Here is a 13,666-nt window from a genome sequence, read left to right as displayed (position 1 = left end):
CACCAATAGTTGCGCAAACTGAAATCTACTATTTTTCTACGGGAAAATATTACAATTTCATACTTACAGAATAGGACTACAAATCATTAGGAAAATACCCAAACATAAAATCATATCCAAACAAAACCCGGCATTCTCCAGCCAAGTGCAATACACACCAGCCAAAATAATAAGTCGACAGGGGCAGCCACAACCCGCAACTCGCCACACTCGAGCGCTTTATTGACTCACCCCGACTAAAAAACTTACATATACCTACAGAAAAAACTTAACCCTTCATAAAACCCTCTGAAATGGCGACATCTTTCCTACACACAAAGCATTATTAACCAAACAATCGCCAACGCTGTTCATCGGGCAACCTTCAAGCGCCTGCCATTGATTTGCGGGTTCAAAAAAACACGGCTAATTTGAAAAATATTACCCGACACTCACCACACTACCGGTTCAATCGCCAGGCTTGCGTATTGCCAGCAGTGGATTCCTCGATTGCCCTATACCACCACCCACGTCTTTTTCCTGCCCACGCCACCCTTCACTTGCAGGTACGCCCATGATCAAAAACAGCATAAAAGCCAATAACCCACTCACCGTTATCGCGATTTTCTCAATGTTAACGGAGGCTTCTGCGGCAGTATCGTTGCCCTATATCGACAGTGAACATCAAAAAATATATGTCTGGTTTCTTATTGTTTTTCCAACATTGCTGATCATCTTGTTTTTCCTGACCCTGAACTTCAACAACAAAACGCTTTACACCCCTGCAGACCTGTCCAAGGCCGACCACACTCATGGAGGAGCGACACGCGCTTGCAGTCCCCCAGCGGAACAAACCCGCTTGCCTGGGGGCACAGCAATAGCCGCACAGTTTTCTCCCCCCCTCCACTTTTCAGGCATCCCGTATAACGCATATAGCCCGCCAAACTTGTTATTTCTCCCCCAAGGCCACAGAGTTTATGACAGCGACCCACCCCCACTGCCTGGCTCCGAGAAACCCGGTGCAACGCTCGCTGCAAAAAGTCATGCGGTCATGGAAGCAACAGAGTTTAAGAAACTTCATCTTATTGACCTGAATCATCCCCACTTGCGCGCCCCTCAGCAAAGCACCCCCGAACAGGTGCTGCACATTTATTACAAAGCCACCCGCAAGGACAAACACAACCACAAGCATGACGTACTGCTACTGCTCACCAACCAGCACTCCCACATCGCACCGCAGGCCTTTAAACTGGCCATCGACAACTTCAAATATACGTCAATCATTGCCCATACAACCATTATCAGCTACAACACCGACGCCCACAGGCTGGCCATTCTCAACCCTGCCTGAGACGCTCCTCAGTACCGCAATTCCAGGCAAAAAAAACCCCGGCCAATTGGCCGGGGTTTTTCTGTACGGGCGCGAATCAGAACAACTTGCGGCCTTTGTTTGCAGCAATGCGCATGCGCAATGCATTCAACTTGATAAAGCCGGCTGCGTCAGCCTGGTTGTAAGCGCCGCCGTCCTCTTCAAAGGTTGCGATGTTGGCATCAAACAACGATTCATCAGACTTGCGACCGGTAACAATCACGTTACCTTTGTACAACTTGAGGCGAACAACACCGTTAACGTGAACCTGGGAAGCATCAATCATCTGCTGCAGCATGATGCGCTCAGGGCTCCACCAGTAGCCGGTGTAGATCAGGCTGGCGTACTTGGGCATCAACTCGTCTTTCAAGTGAGCCACTTCACGGTCCAGAGTAAGCGACTCAATGGCGCGGTGAGCACGCAGCATGATGGTGCCGCCCGGGGTTTCGTAGCAACCACGGGACTTCATGCCGACATAACGGTTCTCAACGATGTCTAGGCGGCCGATGCCGTGTTCGCCACCAATGCGGTTCAACGTTGCCAGAACAGTCGCAGGTGTCATTTCAACACCGTCCAGCGCAACGATGTCGCCGTTACGGTAGGTCAGTTCCAGGTACTGCGGCTTGTCAGGAGCGTTCTCCGGAGAGACGGTCCACTTCCACATGTCTTCTTCGTGCTCGGTCCAGGTGTCTTCCAGCACACCGCCCTCGTAGGAGATGTGCAGCAAGTTGGCATCCATCGAGTACGGGGATTTTTTCTTGCCGTGACGCTCGATCGGGATTGCATGCTTTTCAGCGTAATCCATCAGCTTTTCACGGGAGAGCAAGTCCCACTCACGCCAAGGAGCAATCACCTTCACCCCTGGTTTCAAGGCATAGGCGCCCAGCTCGAAACGAACCTGGTCATTACCTTTACCCGTTGCACCGTGGGAAATGGCATCTGCGCCTGTTTCGTTGGCGATTTCAATCAGGCGCTTGGCAATCAGCGGACGTGCAATGGAAGTACCCAGCAGGTACTCGCCTTCGTAAACGGTGTTGGCGCGGAACATCGGGAAAACGAAGTCACGAACAAACTCTTCGCGCAGGTCATCAATGTAGATTTCCTTGACGCCCATGGCTTGCGCCTTGGCGCGTGCAGGTTCGACCTCTTCACCCTGACCCAGGTCAGCAGTAAAGGTTACGACTTCACAGTTATAAGTATCCTGCAGCCACTTCAGGATCACCGAAGTGTCCAGGCCGCCCGAATAAGCCAGAACGACCTTGTTTACGTCCGCCATGCCATCACTCCACGGGTTGTTCGAAAAGCCGAACAGTCTACCGCCCATATCCATGAATTTACAGAGGCGCGACAGCTTAAGACGACAAAGCGACAGTTTATATCAAAGACGCGACGAGGCCGTTGCCTCAGGAAATGGCCGCAGGGTTACTGACGCCTACAGAAGGCGCTGCTTTTTCAGGCACTGGTAACCGCTCCAGACGGACGCTAACCCGGCGGTTTTTCGCACGGTTTGCCCGGCTGGTATTCGCCGCCAAGGGGTATTGCTCACCGTGGAAGCGCACCGTGATCTGCGATTCCTGCAGGCCGTTCTGCTTGAAATACTCCATAACCGCCAATGCCCGGCGTCGTGACAGTTCACGATTGGTCAGGCGATTGCCCTGGTTATCGGAATACCCGTCGAGAATGACATGATTGACACCAGGATCTGCCTTCAAATAGTCGACCATGACCTGCAAGCTGGCCCGGGCCTGCGCATCCAGTTCGGTCCCGCCCCCGGGGAAACCGATCTGGCTTTGTCTGACCTGTTCAAAGTTTTTCGGTAACAGTTTGGCGGTACAGGCCTCGTAATCGCCGTAAGCCTGGCGAAACCTGGCAGGCAGCAGGCGTACTTCCGAGACATTACCCTCACGGGAGTAATGCCTGACCAAAGGGCTGCGCCCCTCAATCAAGCCGCGAAACAAATTGGCGGCCTGGGCCTGTGAACTGTTGAAAAGCACTTGCCCACGACCAATGCGCACCGAGCCCAGGTCAATATCGCCACGGCCCGGTTGCCAGGGCGCGGCGGCGGCCAAGAGCTTGGCAGAGCCCTCGCCCAACATGCCGTTGTAGGTATTAAGACGAAACACAGCCTGTTCGCCTGCACGCCTTACAAAAGCGCCAGAACCAAAATCGGTGATGGGCTGAATCAGACGGCACTCGAACTTGTCACCTTCCACTTTCCATTCGATATTCTCCAGCCGCGTCTGAAAAGTCAGGGCCGTGGCCGGCAAGCTGGCAAACATACTGAGCAGGATGAGATAACACTGGCGCACGGGAGGCTCCACAGGCTTGTACTGCAAAAAAACAGGCCACAGATTTACGGCATACTCATCAGCTATCGGTCAGCAATCACAAAACTTGATAGCGAGTGCCTGACAGAGTCTTTTCCGGTAGCATTCACTTCAGTTCGACCCGCCTGGAATCCCCAATGTCTGACCGCCTGACCCTGCTGCGTCCCGACGACTGGCATATACATCTTCGCGATGGTGCCGTGTTGCCTCACACTGTCGCGGATGTAGCGCGCACTTTTGGCCGCGCCATCATCATGCCAAACCTGGTACCTCCGGTGCGTAATGCTGCCGAGGCCGACGCTTATCGCCAGCGCATCCTGGCTGCCCGCCCCGCCGGCAGCCGCTTCGAGCCGCTGATGGTGCTGTACCTCACCGACCGTACCCAGCCAGAAGACATTCGCACGGCCAAGGCCAGCGGATTCGTCCATGCTGCCAAGCTGTATCCGGCAGGGGCAACGACCAACTCCGACTCCGGTGTAACCAGCATCGATGCGATCTTCCCGGTTCTGGAGGTCATGGCTGAAGTCGGCATGCCTTTGCTGATCCACGGTGAAGTCACCCGCGCTGGCGTAGACGTCTTTGACCGCGAAAAGATCTTCATCGACGAGCACATGCGCCGCGTTGTAGAGCGTTTCCCAACACTGAAAGTCGTGTTTGAGCACATCACCACCGCGGACGCGGTGCAGTTCGTCAACGAGGCCTCGGCCAACGTCGGCGCAACCATTACCGCTCATCACCTGCTGTACAACCGCAATCACATGCTGGTTGGCGGCATTCGTCCGCACTTCTACTGCCTGCCGATCCTCAAGCGCAACACCCACCAGGAAGCCCTGCTGGATGCGGCCACCAGCGGCAGCGAGAAGTTCTTCCTGGGCACCGACTCGGCACCTCACGCCCAGCATGCCAAGGAAGCCGCGTGCGGTTGCGCCGGTTGCTATACCGCCTACGCCGCCATCGAGATGTACGCCGAAGCTTTCGAACAGCGCAACGCGCTGGACAAGCTGGAAGCTTTCGCCAGCCTCAACGGCCCGCGCTTCTATGGACTGCCTCCCAGCACCGAACACATCACCCTGGTTCGCCAGGAGTGGACTGCCCCAACCAGCCTGCCTTTCGGCGCGCTGACCGTAATTCCGCTGCGCGCCGGTGAAACACTGCGCTGGCGCCTGCTGGAGGAACAGCTGTGAGTGACGACCATTATGATGACGAACACGAAGGCGGCCACGGCGGCGGACCACGCCACCCGATGGCAGAGCGCTTTCGCGGTTATCTGCCGGTCGTAATCGATGTTGAAACCGGCGGTTTCAACAGCGCTACCGATGCCTTGCTGGAAATTGCTGCCGTCACGATCGGCATGGACGAAAGAGGCTTCGTGTTCCCCGAGCACACCTACTTCCACCGTGTAGAGCCGTTTGAAGGCGCCAATATCGAAGCCGCCGCCCTGGAGTTCACCGGGATCAAGCTCGACCACCCGCTGCGCATGGCCGTCAGTGAAGAGACCGCCCTGACCGATATCTTCCGCGGTGTACGCAAGGCCCTTAAAGCCAATGGCTGCAAACGCGCCATCCTGGTGGGCCATAACAGCAGCTTCGACCTGGGCTTCCTGAATGCCGCTGTCGCGCGCCTGGACATGAAGCGCAACCCGTTCCACCCGTTCTCCAGCTTCGACACCGCGACCCTGGCTGGCCTGGCCTATGGCCAGACCGTCCTGGCAAAAGCCTGCCAGGCCGCCGACATCGATTTTGATGGGCGTGAGGCACACTCGGCACGTTATGACACCGAGAAAACTGCCGAGCTGTTCTGTGGCATCGTTAACAGCTGGAAACAAATGGGCGGCTGGAAAGACTTCAACGACTGATCCTGTCGTAAAGCCTTACTGCGCAGCATAAAAAAACCGGACACTGGGTCCGGTTTTTTTATGCCTGAAACTGACGATTACAGCTGGTCAGCATTCTCGGTCAGGTAAGCAGCAACGCCTGCAGTCGAAGCAGTCATGCCCTTGTCACCTTTTTTCCAGTTGGCCGGGCACACTTCACCGTGCTCTTCGTGGAATTGCAGGGCGTCAACCAGACGCAGCAGCTCGTCCATGTTGCGGCCCAGTGGCAGGTCATTGACGATCTGCGAGCGTACAACGCCCTTGTCGTCGATCAGGAACGCGCCGCGCAGTGCAACGCCGCCTTCGGTTTCAACGTCGTAAGCCTTGCAGATGGCGTGGTTGATGTCGGCAGCCATGGTGTATTTCACCTGGCCGATGCCGCCATTGTTCACCGGGGTGTTGCGCCATGCGTTGTGAGTGAAATGGGAGTCGATGGACACGGCAACCACTTCAACGTTACGCGCCTGGAAATCAGGGATGCGGTGATCCAGAGCGATCAGCTCGGACGGGCAAACGAAAGTGAAGTCCAGCGGGTAGAAGAACACCAGGCCATATTTGCCTTTGATGGCGGTGGACAGCGTGAAGCCGTCAACGATTTCGCCATTGCCAAGTACGGCGGCGACGGTGAAGTCTGGGGCTTGTTTGCCTACGAGTACGCTCATTGGATATCTCCTGGTGTGCTGCATGAAAATGACCGGCCATCATACACCGCTCGTCGGATCGGGCCTTAACCCTTTTTCAGGGTCCAAAAGCCCGACACCCCAGACCGTTCGTCAGCACAGTGCGCAAGACCCTCAATTGAGACTCAAGGTACTTTGACAATCATTCTCGTTAACATTAAGATCTGCTCATTGAATCCCAACCAGCGATGGTTCTTATTTATGTACGTTTGCCTTTGCACTGGCGTCACCGATGGAAAAATCCGCGACGCAATCTATGACGGTTGCTGCAGCTACCGGGAAGTGCGCGAAGCGACAGGTGTTGCCAGCCAATGCGGCAAATGTGCCTGCCTGGCCAAGCAAGTGGTTCGTGAAACCCTCTCCTCGCTGCAAGCCAGCCAGGCCGTGATGAGTTTCCCGGCAGAATTTTCAGTCGCCTGATTAACAAATTCCAAAGAACCGGACATAGCGTCCGGTTTTTTTATGCCCAAAATTCAAGTGCTTAGCTTCAAGACGCGGAACACAAACATTCTTATTCCGATTAATTTTCATTTATTATTCAACTACTTAGGTTTGACAGTCTGCCAGGTGCGGATCAAACTCTGCCCTATATACAGTTAATTAAGGCAGGCCCCAGCCATGAAAGGCGACATTTCGGTTATTCAGCACCTCAACAAAATTCTCGGCAACGAACTGGTGGCAATCAACCAATACTTCCTGCATGCCCGCATGTATCAGGATTGGGGCCTGGAGAAGTTGGGCGCGCATGAGTACCACGAGTCCATCGACGAGATGAAGCACGCGGACAAGCTGATCAAACGCATCCTGTTCCTGGAAGGCCTGCCAAACGTACAGGACCTGGGCAAGCTGCATATCGGCGAGCACACCAAGGAAATGCTGGAGTGTGACCTGCGCATCGAGAAGACCGGCCACGCCGACCTCAAGGCCGCCATTGCTCATTGTGAAGTTGTCGGTGATTTTGGCAGCCGCGAAATGCTTGAAGATATTCTGGAATCGGAAGAAGAACATATCGACTGGCTGGAAACTCAATTGGGCCTGATCGACAAAGTGGGTATTGAGAATTACCTGCAATCGCAAATGGGTGAGTAACTAATACCCATTAAAAAGCCCCGCCCTGTTTATCACAGAGGCGGGGCTTTTTTATGCGTGTTACATAACCACTGTAACGACGCGACTGATATCAGGCTTCAGTCTTGTTTGCAGCCGCTTTCTCGACAGCTTCTTTAATCAAAGCCTGCAAAGAACCATCGGCGGCCATTTCAGCCATGATGTCGCTACCGCCAACCAACTCACCACCTACCCACAGTTGCGGGAACGTTGGCCAGTTGGCGTACTTTGGCAGGTTGGCGCGGATTTCCGGGTTCTGCAGGATGTCCACGTAAGCGAACTTCTCGCCACAGCCCATCACTGCCTGAGCAGCTTTAGCCGAAAAGCCGCACTGCGGGGCATTCGGGGAGCCTTTCATGTAGAGCAGAATGGTGTTGTTGGCAATCTGGTCTTTAATAGTTTCGATGATATCCATGGAGCACCTCGGCTGAACTTTCCGACGCAGATGTCGGCACGGTGGCGCATTGTAACGGAAAGCCGAGCGTCACGCTCGGTCTCCCCGACAGACAATAGTCTGCCCCCGCCCCTTCCACAGAGTCTGTAGTCGCTGCCGAGGAACGAAGGCTGCGAGCAGCTAAACCCCGCCTAATGATTGGAATGCTGCCAACATCATCGCAGCCAGCGTTCCTCGGCAGCGACTACAAATACGACAACCCCGCCCCCTCGCAATTGCCAAGCAGCGCTGCGGCAGTGTACAAATGGGCAGCTGAGGTAAGGCAAATTGCCTGATGTGGCTGATGCAGCGCAAGACCCGCTCACACCTCTCTACACATGACCCTTGTTGGCAAGACGCGACATTTCCTTATAAGATCGCGCCTTCCCCTATTTCGTCGCCCCGTGCGGCTTTCGCCGCAGGTCTCGCCCGTTTTTCCGAAAACCCCGGCTTTGAGCATCTGCGATCGTTGCAATAAAAGGTAGTTAATGATGAGCGCAAGGCACTTTCTCTCCCTGATGGATTGCACTCCCGAAGAGCTAGTCAGCGTGATTCGTCGCGGTATCGAGCTGAAGGACCTGCGCCAGCGCAGCGTTCTGTTCGAACCTCTGAAAGGTCGCGTACTGGGCATGATTTTCGAAAAATCATCAACCCGTACCCGCCTGTCATTTGAAGCCGGCATGATCCAGCTCGGTGGCCAGGCCATTTTCCTCTCGCCTCGCGATACCCAACTGGGTCGTGGCGAGCCGATCGGCGACTGCGCCATCGTGATGTCGCGCATGCTCGACGCCGTCATGATCCGCACCTTCGCCCACAGCACCCTGACCGAGTTTGCGGCCAATTCCCGCGTACCGGTTATCAATGGTCTGTCGGATGACCTGCACCCCTGCCAGTTGCTGGCTGATATGCAGACCTTCCTTGAGCACCGCGGATCGATCAAGGGCAAAACCGTTGCCTGGATCGGCGACGGCAACAACATGTGCAACAGCTATATAGAGGCCGCCATCCAGTTTGACTTCAAACTGCGTGTGGCCTGCCCCGAAGGCTATGAGCCCAACCCCGAATTCGTGGCCCTGGCAGGTGATCGCGTAACCATCGTGCGCGACCCGCGTGATGCCGTGATAGGCGCCCACCTGGTCAGCACCGACGTATGGACGTCGATGGGTCAGGAAGAAGAAACCGCCAAGCGCCTTGAGTTGTTCGCTCCCTACCAGGTCAACCGCGCCCTGCTCGACCTGGCGGCCGACGATGTGCTGTTCATGCACTGCCTGCCGGCTCACCGTGGCGAAGAGATCAGCCTCGACCTGCTGGACGACCCACGCTCCGTGGCTTGGGATCAAGCTGAAAACCGCCTGCATGCGCAAAAAGCGCTGCTCGAATTCCTTGTCCAACCGGCGTACCAACCCGCATGAGTCAGCCGCTATTGCTTAACCTTCGTGATCTGGCCTGTGGGTATCAGGGTCAGAGCGTGGTGCAGAACCTCAACCTGCACCTCAATGCCGGCGATATCGGCTGCCTGCTGGGCTCGTCGGGCTGTGGCAAAACCACCACATTGCGCGCTATTGCCGGCTTTGAACCCGTACACCAGGGCGAAATCAGCCTGGCAGGCGAGGTGATCTCCAGCGCCGGTTTCACCTTGGCACCCGAGAAACGCCGCATCGGCATGGTGTTTCAGGACTACGCCCTGTTCCCGCACCTGAGCGTGGCTGACAACATTGCCTTCGGCATTCGCAAGCACCCGAACAAAGACCGGGTGACCGAAGAGCTGCTTGAGCTGGTCAACCTCAAAAACCTCGGCAAGCGCTTCCCCCACGAGTTATCCGGTGGCCAGCAACAACGCGTTGCCCTCGCCCGCGCCCTGGCGCCCGAGCCGCAACTGCTGCTGCTGGATGAGCCGTTCTCTAACCTGGATGGCGAGCTGCGCCGCAAGCTCAGCCATGAAGTGCGCGATATCCTGAAAGCCCGTGGTACCAGTGCCATTTTGGTGACCCACGATCAGGAAGAAGCCTTCGCTGTCAGCGACCATGTTGGCGTGTTCAAGGAAGGCCGCCTTGAGCAGTGGGATACCCCCTACAACCTCTACCACGAACCTCAGACGCCCTTTGTGGCGAGCTTTATCGGCCAGGGCTACTTTATTCGCGGTCAGTTGCTCACACCCGAGTCGGTACAAACTGAACTGGGTGTCTTGCGCGGCAACCGTGCCTACACCTGGCCAACAGGCGGTGCCGTGGATGTATTGCTGCGCCCGGACGATATCGTCTACGCACCCGACAGCGATTTGAAAGCGCGGATCATCGGCAAGACCTTCCTCGGCGCGTCGACCCTGTATCGCCTGCAACTGCCCACAGGCAGCCAGCTGGAGTCGATCTTCCCGAGCCATGCCGACCACTTGCCGGGAACGGACGTAGGCATTCGCGTGGCCGCCGAGCATCTGGTCATGTTTCAAACCAGCGGCAGTATCGCGGCGCAAATTCCTCAATCCGAATCAGGTGTAAGGCGTTTCAGCGCAGCGCACTAAAAACCTGTGGCAGCGCTTACGCCCTGCCTACTTCTGCGAACGTTGCCTGCGTGTGCTCTGCCAGCACCGCAGGTGCCAGTTCCACCTCCAGCCCGCGTCGTCCGGCGCTGACATAAATAGTCGAAAAACCCTCGGCACTATTATCAATAAAAGTACGCAGGCGCTTCTTTTGCCCCAGCGGGCTGATCCCGCCCAGCAGATACCCGGTTGCTCGCTGAGCAGCAGCAGGGTCGGCCATTTCGACTTTCTTCACCCCGGCAGCCTGGGCCAGCGCTTTCAAATCAAGACTTCCGACGACCGGTACAACTGCCACCAGCAACTCGCCCTTTTCACTGCTGGCCAACAGCGTCTTGAACACCTGTGCCGGCTCCAGCCCGAGCTTCTCTGCAGCCTCAAGGCCATAGGAAGCCGCCTTGGGGTCATGTTCATAGCTATGTACCCGATGTTCGGCGCGAACTTTTTTCAGCAGATCCAGCGCGGGCGTCATGGCAGCTCCAGTCTTGAATGAGTGTAGGAAAACCGATGGCCAATTTTAGGCTATTAACCGGTAAAAAGGCGCTGGTACGGGGCTTTGCGGCGTATTTTTAGCTGAAACGTTGCAAGTACACCTACCAATTTGTAGTGTTTTCTTACATAAAAACCAATACCAATTCACGCGTCTGTAGTCAGAATATGAATACCCGTTCACTTTCGACCTTTGACAGCAGTGTTTCTTGTCTATATTTTTTCGAATCTGAATATACTCACACGACTTTGCCTGACCGCATAAAATGCAAAAACGCAACGTACGGTCCTGGCTCAGACGCACTGCCACCCTGATTGATGACGTCAAAAAACAACAATAACGAGGTTTTACATGTCGACTGCATCGCAGCACCCCACACTTTCAGGCCAGTGCCTGGCCGAGTTTCTCGGCACCGCACTTTTGATCTTCTTCGGTACCGGTTGCGTTGCGGCCCTCAAGGTCGCGGGCGCAAGTTTTGGCTTATGGGAAATCAGCATCATCTGGGGCATTGGCGTCAGCATGGCGATTTACCTGACGGCAGGCGTTTCCGGGGCACACCTGAACCCGGCAGTCAGCATCGCGCTGTGCCTGTTCACCGACTTTGAAAAACGCAAACTGCCTTTCTACATCCTCGCCCAGGTCGCAGGAGCCTTCTGCGCCGCGGCGTTGGTTTACACGCTCTACAGCAACCTGTTCTTCGATTACGAACAAGCCCACCAAATGGTTCGCGGCAGTCAGGAAAGTCTGGAATTGGCGTCGGTATTCTCCACCTACCCGCACCCATCGCTGACAACCCTGCAGGCCTTCCTCGTCGAAGTGGTGATTACCGCTATCCTTATGGGCGTCATCATGGCCCTGACCGATGACAAGAACGGCTTGCCGCGCGGCGCCCTGGCGCCGTTGCTGATCGGCTTGCTGATCGCGGTCATCGGCAGCTCGATGGGGCCACTGACCGGTTTTGCGATGAACCCTGCGCGTGATTTCGGCCCCAAGCTGATGACTTTCTTCGCTGGCTGGGGTCAAGTTTCGTTCACCGGCGGGCGCGATATTCCTTATTTCCTGATTCCGATTTTTGCACCGATTGTTGGCGCCTGCCTGGGCGCAGCGATCTATCGCGGGCTGATTGCCCGCCACTTGCCTGATGTAGCCCCTGCGGCTGCAGCCACCGAGGCTGCAGCACAGGTGAAAACCCAGGCATCCTGACACCCGATCATGAAACGGGGCGCCCAAGACCTACTGCCCGTTACTTGTCGGGCGCCCGCAACCTCCCTCATTCTGCAAGGCACTTCCAAATGACCGATATTCAGAATAAGAACTACATCATTGCGCTGGACCAAGGCACCACCAGTTCGCGAGCGATCATCTTTGATCGTGACGCCAACGTGGTGTGTACGGCGCAACGCGAATTCCAGCAGCACTACCCGCAACCGGGCTGGGTCGAACACGACCCGATGGAAATCTTCGCCACCCAAAGTGCGGTCATGGTCGAAGCCCTCGCCCAGGCCGGCCTGCATCACGACCAGGTTGCCGCCATCGGCATTACCAACCAGCGTGAGACCACTGTGGTCTGGGACAAGGAAAGCGGTCGCCCGATCTACAACGCCATCGTCTGGCAGTGCCGTCGCAGTACCGAAATTTGCGAACAGCTCAAGCGCGACGGCCACGAGCAATACATCAGCGACACCACAGGCCTGGTAACCGACCCGTACTTCTCCGGCACCAAACTGAAGTGGATTCTCGACAACGTCGAAGGCAGCCGCGAGCGCGCACGCAAGGGCGAATTGCTGTTCGGTACCGTCGACAGCTGGCTGATCTGGAAGTTTACCGGCGGCAAAACCCACGTTACCGACTACACCAACGCTTCACGCACCATGCTCTTCAACATCCACACCCTGGAGTGGGATGCCAAGATGCTGGAGGTGCTGGATATCCCGCGCGAAATGCTGCCGGAGGTGAAGTCGTCTTCCGAAATCTACGGCCGTACCAAAAGCGGTATCGCCATTGGCGGTATTGCCGGCGACCAGCAGGCTGCACTGTTTGGCCAGATGTGCGTCGAGCCGGGCCAGGCCAAAAACACCTACGGCACTGGCTGCTTCCTGCTGATGAACACTGGCGCCAATGCCGTCAAATCGACCCACGGCATGCTGACCACCATCGCCTGCGGCCCACGCGGCGAAGTTGCCTACGCCCTGGAAGGCGCCGTGTTCAACGGCGGTTCCACCGTGCAATGGCTGCGTGACGAACTGAAGATCATCAACGACGCCCACGACACCGAGTACTTCGCCAACAAAGTCAAAGACAGTAACGGCGTGTATCTGGTACCGGCCTTCACCGGCCTCGGCGCCCCGTACTGGGACCCGTATGCCCGTGGCGCACTGTTCGGCCTGACTCGTGGCGTACGCGTTGATCACATTATTCGTGCAGCACTGGAGTCGATTGCCTACCAGACCCGCGACGTACTGGACGCCATGCAACAGGATTCCGGTGAACGCCTCAAAGCCCTGCGTGTGGACGGTGGCGCCGTGGCCAACAACTTCCTGATGCAATTCCAGGCCGACATCCTCGGCACTCAGGTTGAGCGCCCACAAATGCGTGAAACCACAGCATTGGGTGCTGCATACCTGGCCGGTCTGGCCTGCGGTTTCTGGGGCAGCCTGGATGAATTGCGCGGCAAGGCGGTCGTTGAGCGCGAATTCGAACCTGCACTCGACGAAGCCAGCAAAGAGAAGCTCTATGCCGGCTGGAAGAAGGCCGTGAGCCGTACCCGCGACTGGGAACCCCACGAAGAAAGCAACTAAGTACGTGCAATGACAACTGCGGGCGCCCTGGGCGCCCGCAGTGGCTTGAGGCACCTGCGAGTAGCAGGCGGCGCATT

At 56.3% G+C, this 13,666-nt stretch carries 14 protein-coding genes; 9 read left to right on the top strand and 5 right to left on the bottom strand.

Features of this window, described 5'->3' with window-relative positions:
* Positions 1 to 553: 553 nt before the first annotated feature.
* Complete coding sequence (locus BFC21_RS27345) at positions 554 to 1,330, top strand: hypothetical protein (protein WP_157700501.1); 777 nt, start codon at positions 554 to 556, stop codon at positions 1,328 to 1,330.
* A gap of 76 nt (positions 1,331 to 1,406) precedes the next feature.
* Here BFC21_RS27345 and BFC21_RS23995 read toward each other — a convergent pair whose 3' ends face one another.
* Together BFC21_RS23995 and BFC21_RS23990 are read right to left on the bottom strand one after the other, a co-directional pair.
* Entirely contained in the window at positions 1,407 to 2,624 is a 1,218-nt protein-coding gene (locus tag BFC21_RS23995; protein ID WP_088379118.1) for an argininosuccinate synthase, read from the bottom strand.
* 127 nt (positions 2,625 to 2,751) lie between these two features.
* Entirely contained in the window at positions 2,752 to 3,657 is a 906-nt protein-coding gene (locus BFC21_RS23990; protein ID WP_088379117.1) for an OmpA family protein, read from the bottom strand.
* 155 nt (positions 3,658 to 3,812) lie between these two features.
* Between BFC21_RS23990 and pyrC the strand changes: the two genes are divergently transcribed.
* A complete protein-coding gene (gene pyrC, locus BFC21_RS23985) occupies positions 3,813 to 4,859 on the top strand; it encodes a dihydroorotase (RefSeq protein WP_120266580.1) in 1,047 nt (348 codons plus the stop codon).
* Entirely contained in the window at positions 4,856 to 5,530 is a 675-nt protein-coding gene (gene rnt, locus BFC21_RS23980) for a ribonuclease T (RefSeq protein ID WP_016779695.1), read from the top strand. Before pyrC ends, rnt begins: the two co-directional genes overlap by 4 nt.
* 77 nt (positions 5,531 to 5,607) lie before the next feature.
* Here the strand turns inward: rnt and BFC21_RS23975 are convergent, their stop codons facing one another.
* Positions 5,608 to 6,210, bottom strand: coding sequence for a peroxiredoxin (locus BFC21_RS23975; RefSeq protein WP_016779694.1), 603 nt, complete (start codon positions 6,208 to 6,210; stop codon positions 5,608 to 5,610).
* 219 nt (positions 6,211 to 6,429) lie between these two features.
* Between BFC21_RS23975 and BFC21_RS23970 the strand changes: the two genes are divergently transcribed.
* Positions 6,430 to 6,648 carry a bacterioferritin-associated ferredoxin gene (locus BFC21_RS23970; RefSeq protein ID WP_016779693.1) on the top strand — a complete coding sequence of 73 codons (219 nt, stop codon included), beginning with the start codon at positions 6,430 to 6,432 and terminating at the stop codon, positions 6,646 to 6,648.
* 198 nt (positions 6,649 to 6,846) lie between these two features.
* Positions 6,847 to 7,317: a bacterioferritin gene (gene bfr, locus BFC21_RS23965; protein WP_016779692.1), complete on the top strand. Its 471-nt coding sequence runs from the start codon at positions 6,847 to 6,849 to the stop codon at positions 7,315 to 7,317.
* Between the two features lie 91 nt (positions 7,318 to 7,408).
* On the opposite strand, the gene grxD is transcribed toward bfr, so the two are convergent.
* Complete coding sequence (gene grxD / locus BFC21_RS23960; protein ID WP_016779691.1) at positions 7,409 to 7,750, bottom strand: Grx4 family monothiol glutaredoxin; 342 nt, start codon at positions 7,748 to 7,750, stop codon at positions 7,409 to 7,411.
* Between the two features lie 509 nt (positions 7,751 to 8,259).
* Between grxD and argF the strand changes: the two genes are divergently transcribed.
* Both argF and BFC21_RS23950 read left to right on the top strand, forming a co-directional pair.
* Entirely contained in the window at positions 8,260 to 9,180 is a 921-nt protein-coding gene (argF, locus tag BFC21_RS23955; RefSeq protein ID WP_088379115.1) for an ornithine carbamoyltransferase, read from the top strand.
* Complete coding sequence (locus BFC21_RS23950; RefSeq protein WP_083369802.1) at positions 9,177 to 10,286, top strand: ABC transporter ATP-binding protein; 1,110 nt, start codon at positions 9,177 to 9,179, stop codon at positions 10,284 to 10,286. Before argF ends, BFC21_RS23950 begins: the two co-directional genes overlap by 4 nt.
* A gap of 16 nt (positions 10,287 to 10,302) precedes the next feature.
* Here BFC21_RS23950 and ybaK read toward each other — a convergent pair whose 3' ends face one another.
* Entirely contained in the window at positions 10,303 to 10,773 is a 471-nt protein-coding gene (gene ybaK / locus BFC21_RS23945; RefSeq protein ID WP_088379114.1) for a Cys-tRNA(Pro) deacylase, read from the bottom strand.
* 369 nt (positions 10,774 to 11,142) lie between these two features.
* Between ybaK and BFC21_RS23940 the strand changes: the two genes are divergently transcribed.
* Positions 11,143 to 11,994, top strand: coding sequence for an MIP/aquaporin family protein (locus tag BFC21_RS23940; RefSeq protein WP_088379113.1), 852 nt, complete (start codon positions 11,143 to 11,145; stop codon positions 11,992 to 11,994).
* A gap of 89 nt (positions 11,995 to 12,083) precedes the next feature.
* Positions 12,084 to 13,589, top strand: coding sequence for a glycerol kinase GlpK (gene glpK / locus BFC21_RS23935; protein ID WP_016779687.1), 1,506 nt, complete (start codon positions 12,084 to 12,086; stop codon positions 13,587 to 13,589).
* Positions 13,590 to 13,666: the final 77 nt, after the last annotated feature.

It is taken from the genome of Pseudomonas sp. TMW 2.1634, from assembly GCF_001703595.1.
In the GTDB taxonomy this organism is placed as follows: Bacteria; Pseudomonadota; Gammaproteobacteria; order Pseudomonadales; family Pseudomonadaceae; genus Aquipseudomonas; species Aquipseudomonas fragi.
This window is presented reverse-complemented; position numbering and strand designations above follow the sequence as displayed.